This window comes from Pseudarthrobacter sp. SSS035, assembly GCF_023273875.1.
In the GTDB taxonomy this organism is placed as follows: Bacteria; Actinomycetota; Actinomycetes; order Actinomycetales; family Micrococcaceae; genus Arthrobacter.
Genome location: NZ_CP096882.1, coordinates 3,898,706 through 3,912,364, shown reverse-complemented (window position 1 = coordinate 3,912,364; position 13,659 = coordinate 3,898,706). Strand labels below are relative to the sequence as shown.

The 13,659-nt window shown below is 65.3% G+C and carries 12 protein-coding genes, 1 tRNA gene and 1 pseudogene; 4 read left to right on the top strand and 10 right to left on the bottom strand.

What is annotated here, in order from left to right:
- Positions 1-13 precede the first annotated feature (13 nt).
- Both cysK and epsC read left to right on the top strand, forming a co-directional pair.
- A complete protein-coding gene (cysK, locus tag MUN23_RS18095; RefSeq protein WP_058932137.1) occupies positions 14-949 on the top strand; it encodes a cysteine synthase A in 936 nt (311 codons plus the stop codon).
- A 39-nt stretch (positions 950-988) separates the two neighbouring features.
- Positions 989-1,573 carry a serine O-acetyltransferase EpsC gene (gene epsC / locus MUN23_RS18090; protein ID WP_058932136.1) on the top strand — a complete coding sequence of 195 codons (585 nt, stop codon included), beginning with the start codon at positions 989-991 and terminating at the stop codon, positions 1,571-1,573.
- Positions 1,574-1,589: 16 nt separating this feature from the next.
- Here epsC and MUN23_RS18085 read toward each other — a convergent pair whose 3' ends face one another.
- On the bottom strand, positions 1,590-2,423 hold the full coding sequence (locus MUN23_RS18085; RefSeq protein ID WP_248760185.1) for an oxidoreductase: 834 nt from the start codon (positions 2,421-2,423) through the stop codon (positions 1,590-1,592).
- A 124-nt stretch (positions 2,424-2,547) separates the two neighbouring features.
- The gene (gene gndA / locus MUN23_RS18080) at positions 2,548-3,984 is read right to left on the bottom strand and encodes an NADP-dependent phosphogluconate dehydrogenase (protein ID WP_104060870.1); all 1,437 of its coding nucleotides are present in this window, start codon (positions 3,982-3,984) and stop codon (positions 2,548-2,550) included.
- A gap of 172 nt (positions 3,985-4,156) precedes the next feature.
- On the opposite strand from gndA, the gene MUN23_RS18075 reads away from it, so the two are divergent.
- Complete coding sequence (locus MUN23_RS18075; protein WP_248760184.1) at positions 4,157-4,885, top strand: FadR/GntR family transcriptional regulator; 729 nt, start codon at positions 4,157-4,159, stop codon at positions 4,883-4,885.
- Between the two features lie 25 nt (positions 4,886-4,910).
- Here the strand turns inward: MUN23_RS18075 and MUN23_RS18070 are convergent.
- The 4 genes and pseudogenes from MUN23_RS18070 to MUN23_RS18055 all read right to left on the bottom strand — a co-directional run bounded on the left by MUN23_RS18070 (position 4,911) and on the right by MUN23_RS18055 (position 9,143).
- A pseudogene (locus MUN23_RS18070) lies at positions 4,911-5,982 on the bottom strand (IS110 family transposase).
- A 361-nt stretch (positions 5,983-6,343) separates the two neighbouring features.
- Positions 6,344-7,432, bottom strand: coding sequence for an L-idonate 5-dehydrogenase (locus tag MUN23_RS18065; RefSeq protein ID WP_248760183.1), 1,089 nt, complete (start codon positions 7,430-7,432; stop codon positions 6,344-6,346).
- Entirely contained in the window at positions 7,432-8,202 is a 771-nt protein-coding gene (locus MUN23_RS18060) for an SDR family oxidoreductase (RefSeq protein WP_248760182.1), read from the bottom strand. The genes MUN23_RS18065 and MUN23_RS18060 overlap by 1 nt, the downstream gene beginning before the upstream one ends.
- Positions 8,199-9,143 carry an NAD(P)-dependent oxidoreductase gene (locus tag MUN23_RS18055; protein ID WP_248760181.1) on the bottom strand — a complete coding sequence of 315 codons (945 nt, stop codon included), beginning with the start codon at positions 9,141-9,143 and terminating at the stop codon, positions 8,199-8,201. Before MUN23_RS18055 ends, MUN23_RS18060 begins: the two co-directional genes overlap by 4 nt.
- 73 nt (positions 9,144-9,216) lie before the next feature.
- On the opposite strand from MUN23_RS18055, the gene MUN23_RS18050 reads away from it, so the two are divergent.
- Positions 9,217-10,281 carry a D-2-hydroxyacid dehydrogenase gene (locus MUN23_RS18050; RefSeq protein ID WP_371875933.1) on the top strand — a complete coding sequence of 355 codons (1,065 nt, stop codon included), beginning with the start codon at positions 9,217-9,219 and terminating at the stop codon, positions 10,279-10,281.
- A 215-nt stretch (positions 10,282-10,496) separates the two neighbouring features.
- Here the strand turns inward: MUN23_RS18050 and MUN23_RS18045 are convergent, their stop codons facing one another.
- The 4 genes from MUN23_RS18045 to MUN23_RS18030 form a co-directional block, all read right to left on the bottom strand.
- Positions 10,497-11,813 carry an MFS transporter gene (locus tag MUN23_RS18045; protein ID WP_248764131.1) on the bottom strand — a complete coding sequence of 439 codons (1,317 nt, stop codon included), beginning with the start codon at positions 11,811-11,813 and terminating at the stop codon, positions 10,497-10,499.
- A gap of 215 nt (positions 11,814-12,028) precedes the next feature.
- On the bottom strand, positions 12,029-12,826 hold the full coding sequence (locus MUN23_RS18040) for an IclR family transcriptional regulator (protein ID WP_104061272.1): 798 nt from the start codon (positions 12,824-12,826) through the stop codon (positions 12,029-12,031).
- Between the two features lie 265 nt (positions 12,827-13,091).
- The gene (locus MUN23_RS18035; RefSeq protein ID WP_248760179.1) at positions 13,092-13,382 is read right to left on the bottom strand and encodes a hypothetical protein; all 291 of its coding nucleotides are present in this window, start codon (positions 13,380-13,382) and stop codon (positions 13,092-13,094) included.
- Positions 13,383-13,508: 126 nt separating this feature from the next.
- A tRNA-Val gene (locus MUN23_RS18030) sits at positions 13,509-13,584 on the bottom strand.
- Between the last annotated feature and the right edge of the window lie 75 nt (positions 13,585-13,659).

Sequence of the window (13,659 nt, the reverse complement as noted above, 5' to 3'; positions counted from 1 at the left end):
TAGGCATATCTACATGGCACGGATCTATGACGATGTAACGCAGCTGGTCGGCGGCACTCCGCTGGTCCGCCTGAACCGGCTCACCGAGGGCCTGGGCGCCACTGTGGCGGTCAAGCTGGAGTTCTACAACCCGGCCAACAGCGTCAAGGACCGCATCGGCGTAGCCATCGTTGACGCCGCCGAGAAGTCCGGCGCCCTCAAGCCCGGCGGCACCATTGTTGAAGGCACCTCCGGCAACACCGGCATCGCCCTGGCCATGGTGGGCGCTGCCCGCGGCTACAAGGTCATCCTGACCATGCCCGAGACCATGTCCACCGAACGCCGCGTTATGCTGCGGGCGTTCGGTGCCGAGATTGTGCTGACCCCGGGTTCCGAGGGCATGCGCGGCGCCGTGGAAAAGGCCCAGGAAATCGTTGCCAACACGGAGAACTCCATCTGGGCCCAGCAGTTCGCCAACGAGGCCAACCCTGAGATCCACCGCACCACCACCGCCGAGGAAATCTGGTCCGACACCGACGGCAAGGTGGACATCTTCGTCGCCGGCATCGGCACCGGCGGCACCGTCACCGGCGTCGGCCAGGTCCTGAAGGAACGCAATCCTGACGTCCAGATTGTGGCCATCGAGCCGAAGGACTCCGCCATCCTGAACGGCGGCGCTCCCGGGCCGCACAAGATCCAGGGCATCGGTGCGAACTTCATCCCGGAAATCCTGGACACCAACGTCTACGACGAAGTCCTGGACGCCACCCTGGAGGATTCCGTCCGCGTCGCCCGTGAACTCGGCGTCAAGGAAGGCATCCTCGGCGGCATCTCCTCCGGCGCCATCGTCTGGGGTGCCCTGGAACTGGCCAAGCGTCCGGAGAACGCCGGCAAGCTGATCGTGGCGGTTGTCTGCGACTTCGGTGAGCGTTACATCTCCACCGTGCTCTATGACGACATCCGCGGCTGATCAGTCCGTTGTCGCCCCGTTTCCTGTAGAAAGAACTTTGTGGGCTTTTTCGCAAGACTGAAGGAAGACCTCGACGCCGCCCGGTCACACGACCCGGCGGCTCGAGGTTCTTTTGAGAATTTTTTCGCCTATTCTGGGCTGCACGCCATCTGGATCCACCGGCTGACGCACCGCATGTGGCAGACCCCGGGGCTGCGGTTCCCGGCGCGACTGGTGTCGCAGCTGGGCCGCTTCCTGACCGGAATCGAGATCCATCCCGGCGCCACGATCGGCCGGCGCTTCTTTATCGACCACGGCATGGGTGTGGTCATCGGCGAGACCGCCGAAATCGGCGAAGACGTGATGATCTACCACGGTGTCACGTTGGGCGGCCGCTCCCTGGCCAAGGTCAAGCGCCACCCCACCATTGAGGACCGGGTCACCATCGGTGCCGGGGCCAAGATCCTGGGACCCATCACCATCGGCCGGGACAGCGCCGTGGGCGCCAACGCCGTGGTGGTCAAGGACGCGCCGCCGGAATCGATTGTCACCGGGGTGCCTGCCAAGTGGCGCCACCGCGATGCCCAGCGCGAAACCAAGCCCGCAGTGGATCCAGCCGAGTACGACATCGAATACCGGATCTGACCCTTCGCTGCAGCCTCTACCCGGCAACACGCTTCAGGACTGCCATGACCACCGCGTCATAGAGCCGGTCCGGCAGGACGCGCCGCAGGCCCAGAATGGCTGCCGCTCCCCTGCCCACCGGATACCGGGTCCGGGGACGCGCGGCCGTGGCCGCGTGCAGTACAGCCGCAGCAATCACCGCCGGCTGCGTTGACGTTTCCGGCCTGTCCGTGGACGCCAGGACATCCGCCATGTGCTTTGCCTGGGCAGCGTACGGCCCCTCGCCGCTGCTGGCCAGCAGCCCGTCAGCGGAAATCCGGCCCCATTCGCTGAGCGTACTTGCCGGTTCAATGATGGCGACGTCGATGCCGTGCGGCTTGAGTTCCAGCCGCAGTGCATCGCTCATGCCCTCCACGGCGAACTTCGTGGCGTGGTACCAGGCACCAAGGGGTTCGTAGAATTTTCCGCCGATGGACGAGATGTTGATGATCCTGCCCCGGCCCGCACTCCGCATGGCCGGCAGGACCAGCTGGGTCATTCTGGCAAGGCCAAAGACGTTCACTTCGAATTGGCGCCGGCCTTCGGCCAGATCCACGTCTTCCAGCGCCCCATAGGAGCCGTAGCCGGCGTTGTTGACCAGAACGTCTATCCGCCCGCGCTCTTCCAGGACACGGCCGACGGCGGCACGCATCGAATCGTCGTCCGTCACGTCCAGTGCCAGGACCTGGACGCCAAGCGCTTTCAGCGGCTCCATCCTGTCCACGCGGCGGGCGCCGGCGTAGACGATGAAGCCATGGCTGCTGAGCTTCTTCGCCGCCTCGAAGCCGATACCCGTGGAGGCTCCCGTAACAAATGCGACTGGCTTGGGCATTCTGACTCCTTGGATGGACGGACACCGCGGCTGCTGCGGGAAACGCCAACGGCCGGCAGCTCCCAGAATATCCGGGAAGTGCCGGCCGCAGGGCTTGCAGCTTGATGCAATCAGAGCATGGGGATCAGTGCGTGTCCACTGCTTCGATTTCGGACTTGTCCTCGCCCCACAGGGTGTGGAACGTGCCCTCGGCGTCAACACGGCCGTAGGTGTGCGCGCCGAAGAGGTCACGCTGGCCCTGGATCACTGCGGCCGGCAGACGCTTGCGGCGCAGGCCGTCGTAGTAGGCCAGCGACGAGGAGAAGACCGGCACGGGGATGCCGAGCTGGACGGCGGTGGAGACCACGCGGCGCCATGCGGGCAGGACCTCGGCGATGGCCTTCGTGAACGCCGGGGCGAACAGCAGGTTGGCCGGCTTGTCCTCGGCGGCGTAGGCGTTGGTGATTTCCTTGAGCAGCTCGGCACGGATGATGCAGCCGCCGCGCCACAGCGAAGCAATCTCGTCCAGCTTGAGGTCCCAGCCGTATTCCTTGGCTGCCGAGGTCAGCATGTCCAGGCCCTGGGCGTAGGAAACCAGCTTGGACGCGTACAGCGCCTGGCGGACGTCCTCAACAAAGGTGTCCGGAACGTCGACGGCGATTTCCTCACCGGCGAGCAATTCCTGGGCGATCTTGCGCTGTTCGGACTGCGATGACAGGGCGCGGGCGAAGACCGACTCGGCGATGCCCGATGTCGGGGAACCAAGCTCCAGCGCGGAGATGACCGTCCAGCGGCCGGTGCCCTTCTGGCCTGCTGCATCCACCACAACATCGACGAACGGCTTGCCGGTGCGGGTGTCAACGTGGCCCAGGACCTCGGCGGAGATTTCGATCAGGAAGGAGGCGAGCTCGCCCTTGTTCCATTCTTCGAAGATCTTGGCCTGGTCTGCGGGTTCGATGCCGGCGCCGGAGCGGAGGAGGTCGAAGGCTTCGCCGATGACCTGCATGTCGGCGTATTCAATGCCGTTGTGGACCATCTTGACGAAGTGGCCGGCCCCGTCGGTGCCGATCCAGGCGCAGCAGGGCTTGCCGTCGACGTGCGCAGAGATCTTTTCGAGCAGCGGGCCGAGGGCGTCGTAGGACTCCTTGGAACCACCGGGCATGATGGACGGGCCGTTCAGGGCACCTTCCTCACCGCCGGAGACGCCGATGCCGACGAAGTGCAGGTCCTTCTTCGCCAGCGCGGCTTCGCGGCGGCGGGTGTCCTCGTAGTGGGAGTTTCCGGCGTCGATGATGATGTCGCCGGCTTCCAGCAGGGGTTCAAGCTGCTCGATGACCGAGTCAACCGGCTTGCCGGCCTTGACCATGATCAGGACGCGGCGGGGCTTCTCCAGCGAGTCAACAAGTTCCTGCAGCGTCTCGGTACGGACGAAGTCGCCGTCCGTGCCGTGCTTTTCGAGCAGCGCGTCGGTCTTTTCGACGGACCTGTTGTGCAGGGCAACGGTGAAGCCGTTGCGGGCCAGGTTGCGGGCCAGGTTGGCGCCCATCACCGCAAGGCCGGTGACACCGATGTGTGCAGACATCAAAACTCCAATTTCGTTGTGCAATGGATGTGCAGATGGCTCCGCGTTCGCTGCGAAGCACGCTGTCACGAACCGATGGATCCTAATAAAGCATATATATTCAATCGGCTTGAGGGAAGCGGTGCCCACTTTGTGGAACGGGGCCAGTCAATCCCAGTTTAGGCTTGAGTCCATGTCGACCAGCCTGCACCACCGTGCCATCGAGAACCTTGGCACGCGGATCATCACGGGCGAGCTGCCCACCGGACACATCATGCTGGCCGAGCACCTTGAGGAAGAACTGCAGGTTTCGCGTTCCGTGGTCCGCGAGGCCGTGCGGGTCCTCCAGTCCCTGGGCCTCGTGGAAACCACGAAGCGGGTGGGGATCCGGGTGCTGCCGCCGAGCCGCTGGAACCCCTTCGATTCCCAGGTCATCCGCTGGCGGCTGTCCAGCGACGCCCGCGGCGCCCAGCTGCGGTCACTGATCGAACTGCGTTCCGCCGTCGAGCCCGCAGCTGCCGAGCTGGCCGCGAACAATGCCCCGGCGCAGCTCCGGCGTGAGCTGGTGGACATTGCCCATGCCCTGCGCGACGCCGGCCACTCCGGGGACGCGCAGAAGTTCCTGGAGCTGGACATCGCGTTTCACTCCGTCCTCCTCTCCGGATCGGGGAACGAAATGTTCGCCAACCTGATGGGGCAGGTGGCGGAGACGCTGACGGGGCGCACGGTCCACGGACTGATGCCGGACCACCCCCATGAGGGGGCGCTGCAGTGGCACGTCGATCTCGCCGAAGCGGTTGCCGCCGGGGACGCCGCCACCGCCCGGGCCGCTTCTGAACAGATCATGCGCCGCACGACCTCTCGGCTGTCCGGAACGTGGACGGACCAGCCCAGGGTGTTCATCCCGGTCCGCCGGGCTTAAGCGCGAAAGGATCCTTCTATGGTTGTCAAGCGTGGCCGGGGTCTGGGTTTGCGGCGTTGAGTATTCGGTAGATCCGTCGGGCGAGATAGCGTTTCAGGCACCGGCGGATCTCCTTTTTTGTTCGTCCTTCGGCTTGGCGTTTCTGGACGTAGTCGATGGTGGCGGGCTCGAAGGTCATCCGGCTCAGGGCGATGATGTGCAGGGCCTTGTTCAGGGTTCTGTCGCCCGCCGCGGTTGAGTCTGTGCCGGACGGTGTTCCCTGACGAGGCGTGGATAGGGCTGGCTCCGGCCAGGGACGCGAAGGCGGCCTCGGAATGGACGCGTCCCCGGTGGGACCAGACGCTCAGGCAGATGGCGGCCGTGACGGGACCGATCCCGGTCTCCTTGAGGAGGGGTGCGGCTTCGCTGATTTCGACCAGTCCGGTGATTTGGTCGTTGTTGGTTTTGATGTCCGCGTCGAGTTCGGTGATGTGTTTGGCCAGCCGGACTGCTTCGGCGCGGGCAACGGACTGAGCCAGCGGTTCTTCCCGGGCCCGCCAGCGGGAGGCTTCGGTGATCTGGGTTCCGGTCAAGGGTTTGCGCGCATCCAGGCCAAGGTCGTTGACCCGGAGCAGGGCGGTCAACGCGTTCACGCCCCGGGTACGGTCGGTGGTCATGGATTCCCGTGCGGTGACCAGGATCCGCAGGGCAGCTCGGACTCCTTCGTTCAGCCGTGGCTGGCGCAGTTGCTGCTCATCCAGGGGCAGGACGGCTGCGGCGATCCGGTGCGCGTCGAGCGGATCTGATTTGCCGACCCCGTGATGGGCTCGGGCATCCATGCGCGCGGCTTCGGCGACCGTGTAGCCGGCGGCGTCGACGGAACCGGCCAGCAGAGCGCCGTAGGAAGCAGCACCCTCGATCACCCACAAGGTCGCCAGATCAGCGCCGGTGCGGCGCGCGACCCAGGCGATTGCGCGGGTAATGCCGGCCCCGGTGGTGGGGAAGTCCCGGGTGGCGGTCAGCTCACCGGTGTTGCCGGTGATGATGGCGTAGACATGGTTCTTGGCGTGCGTATCGACGCCGACGACAAAAGGGCGGGAATGAGCAACGATAGTCATAGCGGTTCTGGCACCTTCCTCTATTCGCGGATATGGTCAGGGCCGTACACGGCCGGTACCAGTCCGGGTAGAGGTCACTTCGGAACAACACTGTGACGAGCCACGCCCCCAAAGAGGCGGACAACCTTCTGATCAAGTTACCGAGGTGGGCCGGGTGGTACCGGCCGCCAACCCCGCGGATGGACAGATCCATTCAAAGACACCCCTTGCAGGGCCAAACACTTAATGAGTCACATCCCACGGGGCTGAACGGCCAATACCCACTCTGCCAGCCAGTCCCAGACCAGCCACCACAATCCTCACAGACACTTAAGCCCCCTTGAGCGAGGACTCAAGCGTCCGTTCGCGGCCAAACACTCAGCTATTCCGGTTGGAAGTTGAGGAGGACTTTTCCTGATGCGGCGGAGTTTTTGGCGGTTTCGAAGGCTTCGAGTCCTTGGTTGAGGGGGTATTCGTGGGTGATGACGGGGCCGATGTGCAGGGTGCCGTCGGCGAGGGCGGTGATGACGTCGTCGATCTCGTTGTTGAAGCGGAAGGATCCGCGCAGGTCCAGTTCCCGGGTGATGGCCAAAGCGATCAGGACCGGCTGGGGTCCGGTGGGCAGCAGCCCGACCATGACCACGGTCCCGCCCCGCCCCGCGCCCTGAATGGCTGAGGCCAGGCCGTGGTGGCTGCCGGAGGACTCGATGACGACGTCGGCCTGCACGGCGGCGATCGCGTCCGTGTCCCCGGCCTGCAGGGTGCGATCCGCTCCGACGGCGGCGGCGATCTCCAACGGTTTGGCATGGACGTCGACGGCGGTGATCCGGGCCGCGCCGGCACGTTTAAGGACCGCGACGGCCAGCGCACCGATCGGCCCGGACCCGATCACCAGCACACTCTTGCCCGCCACATCCCCGGCCCGTCCGACGGCGTGCCAGGCCACGGCGCCCGGCTCGATCAGCGCCGCGGTCCGCAGATCCACGCCCGCCGGGAGCGCCCGCAGCATCCTCGCGGGCAGGTTCACGTACCGGGCGAACGCGCCGTCGGTATGCGGGAACCGCGCCGCACTGCCCAGATAGGTGCAGCCCGGGGACAGGTTGGGCCGGTCCGCCGGCCACCGCACCTCCCCCGCACCCGGGCCCGGGGTGGCCGGGTGGACCGCGACCGGGGTGCCCGCGGCCGGGCCGGTCCCGTCCGCCGCGGCCCGGACCACGGTCCCGGAAATCTCATGCCCCAGCACCATCGGCGCCTTCAGGACGGATTCGCCCGCCGCCCCGTGCAGCCAGTAATGCAGGTCCGACCCGCAGATCCCGCCGTAGGAAACCTCGACCACAGCCTCGTCCGCGGACGGTGCCGCCAGCGGGACCTCCTCGATCCGCAGATCCCCGGCCGCATGCGCCACCACCGCCGCACCCGACACCGGCAGAACTGTTGCTTCGGTCCCCTGAGCCACTGCTGAAGTGCCCATCAGACCACCACCGTCATTCCGCCGTCGATAAAGATCGTCTGCCCGTTGACAAAATCCGAACCGTCCGAGGCCAGCCACACCGCCGGGCCGGCCAGGTCCTGGACCGTGCCCCACCGGTGCGCCGGGGTCCGGCCCAGGATCCAGGCATTGAACTGCTCATCATCGACCAGATTCTGCGTCATCTCGGTATGGATGTAGCCGGGGGCGATCCCGTTGATCTGCAACCCGGACCCCGCCCACTCCGCCGTCATCGCCCGGGTCAGGTTCCGCAGCCCGCCCTTCGCCGCCACATACGGGGCAATCGTGGGCCGGGCCAGGTCCGTCTGCACCGAACAGATGTTGATGATCTTGCCCCTGCCCCGCGGGATCATGTGACGGGCCGCCTCACGCCCCACCAGGAACGCGCTCGTCAGATCCGTCCTGATCACCCGCTCCCAGTCCGCGACATCGAGCTCCAGCATCGGCACCCGGTGCTGGATCCCGGCGTTGTTCACCAGGATCTGCAGCGGCCCCACGTGCTCCTCCACCCACGAAATACCGCGGGCAGCCTCGGCATCACTCGTCACATCAAACGCGACACTATGGACCCGCCCGGGCGCGAAGTCCGCGGCCATCGCCGTCTCCGCCGCCTTCAACCGCTCCGCGTTGATTCCGTTCAGCACCACCGTCGCCCCGGCCACGGCCAACGCCCGCGCCAACGCGTTACCAATCCCCCGGCTCGAACCCGTCACCAGGGCAACCCGCCCCGTCAAATCAAAAAGTCCACTCATGGTGCAGCTGTCCCTTTCGTTGCGGCATCCGCAGGTTCCGAGCTAGTGGTGTTGTCACTCATGTTCGAAATGGCCTGGCGGACCACGGCAAGGTCCTGATCGCCAAGGCCCTGGCGCTTCAGTTCGGCGTAAAGCTCGACGCCGGCCGTCGCCATCGGCACGGCAGCGCCGGCGGCCAGGGCTGATTCGAGCACAAAGGACAGGTCCTTATGCATAAACTTCGCCGGGCCCGTTGGTGTGTAGTCCTTCCGGACCAGACGCGGTCCCACATTCTCCAGCACCCGGCTGCCCGCAAGGCCGCCGGCCAGGACGTCGAACAGCGCCGCCGGATCCATCCCGGAGCGCTCGGCGAGCTCGGCCGCTTCGGCGAGCGCCGCCGTCGTGGTTCCCACAATCAGCTGGTTGCAGGCCTTGGCGAGCGATCCTGCGCCCAGGGGGCCCATGTGCCTGACGGTGGTTCCCATCGCGCTGAAGAAGGGCCCGAGCCGCAGGAAGTCTTCGGCGGCACCGCCGGCCATGATGGCCAGGGTGCCGTCGGTGGCGCCCTTGGTTCCGCCGCTGACCGGGGCGTCCACCACGGTGGCGCGGCCGTGGCTTGCCTCGTGGACCCGTCGCCCGAAGGCCTTGACCTTCGCCGGTGAGACGGAGCTTGCGACCACCACGGCAGTGCCGGACTGCGGCGGATTCGCATCCCAGCTCGCCAGCAGCCCCGCCGAGGCCTCCTCGATGAAGGACAGGTCCGGGAGCATAAAGGCGATGACGGGAAGGTCCCGCAGGGATGTAACGTCGGGCGCGGAGTGGCCACCCTGCGCCACGAACTCCTGGAGGGGACCTTCGGATCTGTTCCAGGCGGTGACCGCCCAGCCGGCACGGACCAGATTCGCTGCCATGGGCAGCCCCATCAGCCCCAGGCCTACAAAGCCCGCTGTTCTGTCTTCCATATCTAGGCCTCGACTCACATCGTTGTGTGGTTAATGAAGGGAAATCTGTCCAATATCCTAGCCGCTATTCAGTATGATGAACACTATGACGACTCTAACCACCGTCGCGATCGCCGTCCCGCTCGAAGCAGAGCTGGTGGACCGCATCCGCGCCGTAGACCCCTCCGTAACCGTCCTCTATGAGCCGGACCTGCTTCCGCCCGAGCGTTTTCCGGCCGACCACTCCGGGGATCCGGACTTCAAACGCACTCCCGCGCAGGAGGAGGAGTACTGGGCCATGCTCAACAAGGCGCAGGTTCTGTACGGCCTGCCCAATGAGAGCCCCACGGGCCTGGCCCGCATCGCGCGCGAAAATCCGCGGCTCCAGTGGGTCCACGCCATGGCAGCCGGCGCCGGCGGTGCCGTCAAGGCTTCCGGGCTGGACCAGGAAACCCTCCTCAAATTCAAGGTGACCACCTCCGCCGGCGTCCACGCCCTGCCGCTGGCAGAATTCGCTGCCCTGGGAATCCTCAACGGCTTCAAGCGCAGCGCCGAGCTTGCCCAAAACCAGGCCGCCAAGGTGTGGCCCGAGCTTCGGACCCCCACCCGTCTGGTCAGCGGTTCCACGCTGGTGGTGACCGGCCTGGGCGAAATCGGTCTGGAGACCGCCCGGATCGCCCGCGCCCTGGGTATGACGGTCAGCGGCACCAAGCGGAATGTTGAGCCGATCGAAGGAATCGAGCAGGTTGCCGGCAACGACGGACTGACCGGGCTACTCGCCTCGGCGGACGCCGTCGTCAATACGCTGCCCGGCACGCCGTACACGGAGAAGCTGTTCAACCGTGCAGTGTTTGCCGCCATGAAGCCGGGAACAGTGTTTGTGAACGTGGGCCGCGGCACCGTGGTGGACGAGGACGCCCTGCTGGAGGCCCTGGACAAGGGCCAGGTCTCCTACGCCTGCCTTGATGTCTTTGCCGTGGAACCGCTCCCCCAGGACAGCCCGCTGTGGAACCACCCCAGGGTCATGGTGTCGCCGCATACCTCGGCGCTCAGTGCCGCGGAGAACCGCCTGATCGCGGAGCGCTTCAGCAGCAACCTGCGCACGTTCCTCGACGGCGGCGACCTCCCCCACCTCGTGGACCCGGTCCACTTCTACTAAGGAGCAGCCCTGGGCTCGCACCTCAGTGCCCCTGCCGCGGATCCTGGAAACAGGAATCCGCAGCAGGGGCTCTTTTGTGTCCGGCAGTTGTGTCCGCGTGCCGTCAGCGGCAAATCAGTTACGCATTCTTGCTGGGCGGCGCCCAAATAACGAGCGGCACGGAAATAGGCGGCCTCCCGATCAAGGGGAGGCCGCCAATTGCGCGGGTGGAGTGCCTAGCGTGCGTCCTCCACCAGGAGCAAGTCCCGGCCGTTGGTTTCCGGGGTGAAGAAGGTGGTGCCGAAGGAGATCAGCGCCAGGACCAGGGAGTAGATGGCGGGAACCAGCCAGGAATGGCCTGTCGCAGCCAGGATGGCAACACCGATCATGGGTGCGAATCCGCCGGCCAGGACGGCAGAGAGTTCACGGCTCAGCGCCACGCCGGTGAAGCGGTGCTGGGAGCCGAAGAGTTCCGGCAGCATGGCGCACTGCGGCCCGAGCATGGACTGCACGCCGAGTGAAATGCCCACCACCATGACCACCCAGACGAGGGTGACGTTGCCGAGCGTGACCAGGTAGAAGGCCGGCAGGGCGATGACGGCCTGGAAGAGGGCGCCGTAGCGGTATACAGGAACGCGTCCGAAGCGGTCGGAAAGGGCGCCGAAGGTGACCACCATGACTGCTGCGAATCCAGCGGCAATGAGGAGGCCGGTGGGGCCGATGAACTTGTCGCCGGCGAAGATCCCGGCGGGCATGCTGATGAAGGACACCAGGAGGGCGGAGTAAATGGAGGAGTTTCCGTTTTCACCCATCCGCAGACCGATGCCGATGAGCACGTTTTTCTTCGAGTGCTTCCAGATCTCCACGACGGGGTTCTTGGCCACGGCTTTGTGCTTTTCCAGTTCCTGGAACACCGGCGTTTCCTTGAGCCGGAGCCGGATGAAGACCGCGATGACAATCAGGATGACGCTCGCCAGGAACGGAACGCGCCACAGCCAGCCCTGCAGCACTTCCTTGTCGGCCAGTGCCATCAGGGCGAAGGTGCCCGCGCCGAGCAGGGTGCCCAGCTGGATGCCGACGAACGGCAGCGCGGCGAAGAATCCACGACGGCGGCGCGGGGCCACTTCTGAGATCAGGGTGGTGGCGCCTGCCTGCTCGGCGCCGGCGCCCAGGCCCTGAAGGATCCGAAGGGCCACCAGGAGCACTGCGCCGACCATTCCCGCCTGTTCAAAGGTGGGCAGGAGCCCGATGGCGAAGCTGGCCATGCCCATCAGGCCGATGGTCAGGATCAGGACCATCTTCCGGCCGAACCGGTCACCGATGTAGCCGAAGACGATGCCGCCGAACGGGCGGGCTGCGAAGCCCACACCATATGTGGCGAACGACGCGATCACGGCGCCGCTTTCCCCCAGCGGTGAGAAGAAGAGCGGCCCAAAGATCAAGGCCGAGGCGAGGCCGTAGATATAGAAGTCGTAGTACTCCAGTGCGGAGCCTACTGAGCTGGCAAGAGTTGCCCTTCGCAGCTGCTCCGGATCGACGGCGGCGCCGTCCATGTCAGTCTGCGGTGATTTAGTACGAGTTGTCACAAGAACTCCCTCAAAAACACTCCAGGCCCCCGTTGGCCTGGTGGGATAGCGAGGACACGCCGTGGTGTCGATCACTATATTGAACAGAGTACAGCAAGTTGAACACGCAGCAAGAGGTTGACGGATATTTTGTTCACAACCGGGGTGACGAACGTTAAATAGGGCCGCCAGAGCGGGGGCACTCAGCCCATAGGGTTGCCCAGGGACCGCGCCAGCTCGTTCAGTTCCTTGACCATCTGGGAACCCTGCTCCGCGGAGTATGTGGCCTTAAGTGCCGTGACTGACAAACCAAGGCTCGGGCCGTGGGCACCGCGCGTAGGCACGGCCACAGCCAGGCAGACCACTCCAGTAGTGGATTCCTCATCTTCGAACGCATAGCCCTGTTCACGGATGGTTGTGAGCTGTGCCTTCAATTCGGCCCCGGTGCGGAGGGACTTCGGGGTCAGCACCGGAAGTTGGGCGTCATCGGAAAACATTGCGTCGACGTCGTGGTCATGAAGGCGGGCAATCAGGGCCTTGCCCACGGCACACAGGGACACCGGCATCTTGTCGCCGATGTTGGAGGTCAGGCGGACCGCCGGATGACCCTCATAGCGGGCCAAATAGATCACGTTGGTTCCGTCCAGCATGGCTATGCGTACCGTCTCCCCGGAAAGGGTCGGCGCCTGCTCGCAGAACCGGTAGAACTCCTGTACTTCGTCGAGCCGGCTGAGATAGGCGGCGCCGAGTTCCACGAGCTTGCGGCCCAGCGTGAATTCGGCGCCCTGGCGGCTGATCAGCCGGGCTTCTTCCAACGCCAGCAACAGGTTGGAGGTGGACGACTTGGGGATCCCCAGCTCGCGGGCCAGGTCGCTCAGTGTCAGCCGCCCCGTCGCCGAGGCTGACAAGGCGTCCATGACGGCGGCGGCACGCGTGACCGCCGGCGCCGGCGATGTGCTCCCCAAACCCTCGGAGGAGCGGGAGGTGCGGGAATCGGCCATGATTCTCCTTCGATCGGCACGCCGGGGCGCTTCGCGTAGATGCGTTCAATCTGCTGAACAGTAACCATCATAATGGCTTAGCGGCGATTCAGGGCCCGGGCCAAGGCGCTGTCCACCGCGCCACGCACCCTGGTTCGCGTGGCATTTGTTTGTTTCAGGAAGTTCACGGTATATTCATTTCAGACCCTCCACCGCGGCATCCCCCAATAGTCGCGGTGGAGGGTTTTCCAATGCCTGAATGTTGCCGTGGCCTGGGCTGCCGGGTTCAGGCGACGTCCACCACGGATTCCCTCAGCCTCCAGTCGCCACCAAGGCCGTCGCGCTCCAGCACCATGGTGGTCAACGCGGACCGGGGATTGCGGCCCAGCCGCACCTGGACCTGCAAGACCTCAACGTCCACGCGGCCCAGACCTTTGGGCATACGCCGCTGCGCCTCCCACCAGCTCACACGCTCAAACCATCTCACTGCGTCGGCACCGACGGCCCATTCCCTGCCGTTGCTGACCACGGCCGTCGGGCTGCCGTCCTTGGCCGTCTTGACCACCACATATTCCATAGCGGGAACACTAGGGACAGCCACCGACAATATGGCGCCCTAGCGGTATTGAGCCAGCGGGGCCATCTCGGGGCAACAAAAACCCCGTTGTTCCCGGCCACTCGGGCCAGGAACAACGGGGTTTGGTGGTGGGTCCTACCGGGATCGAACCGATGACATCCACGGTGTAAACGTGGCGCTCTACCAGCTGAGCTAAAGACCCAAACTGCCGGTTTTTCGCACCTCAGCGCGTCAACCAACGAACATAAACTCTACCTGACGGGCGGGACGAAAAGCC

What these genes read in the sequence shown, in the direction of transcription:
- cysK (WP_058932137.1), top strand. Translation starts at nt 14, where the DNA reads ATGGCACGGATCTATGACGATGTAACGCAGCTGGTCGGCGGCACTCCG.
- MUN23_RS18085 (WP_248760185.1), bottom strand. Translation starts at nt 2,423, where the DNA reads ATGCCCAAGCCAGTCGCATTTGTTACGGGAGCCTCCACGGGTATCGGC.
- gndA (WP_104060870.1), bottom strand. Translation starts at nt 3,984, where the DNA reads ATGTCTGCACACATCGGTGTCACCGGCCTTGCGGTGATGGGCGCCAAC.
- MUN23_RS18075 (WP_248760184.1), top strand. Translation starts at nt 4,157, where the DNA reads ATGTCGACCAGCCTGCACCACCGTGCCATCGAGAACCTTGGCACGCGG.
- MUN23_RS18065 (WP_248760183.1), bottom strand. Translation starts at nt 7,432, where the DNA reads ATGGGCACTTCAGCAGTGGCTCAGGGGACCGAAGCAACAGTTCTGCCG.
- MUN23_RS18060 (WP_248760182.1), bottom strand. Translation starts at nt 8,202, where the DNA reads ATGAGTGGACTTTTTGATTTGACGGGGCGGGTTGCCCTGGTGACGGGT.
- MUN23_RS18055 (WP_248760181.1), bottom strand. Translation starts at nt 9,143, where the DNA reads ATGGAAGACAGAACAGCGGGCTTTGTAGGCCTGGGGCTGATGGGGCTG.
- MUN23_RS18050 (WP_371875933.1), top strand. Translation starts at nt 9,217, where the DNA reads ATGATGAACACTATGACGACTCTAACCACCGTCGCGATCGCCGTCCCG.
- MUN23_RS18045 (WP_248764131.1), bottom strand. Translation starts at nt 11,813, where the DNA reads ATGGACGGCGCCGCCGTCGATCCGGAGCAGCTGCGAAGGGCAACTCTT.
- MUN23_RS18040 (WP_104061272.1), bottom strand. Translation starts at nt 12,826, where the DNA reads ATGGCCGATTCCCGCACCTCCCGCTCCTCCGAGGGTTTGGGGAGCACA.
- MUN23_RS18035 (WP_248760179.1), bottom strand. Translation starts at nt 13,382, where the DNA reads ATGGAATATGTGGTGGTCAAGACGGCCAAGGACGGCAGCCCGACGGCC.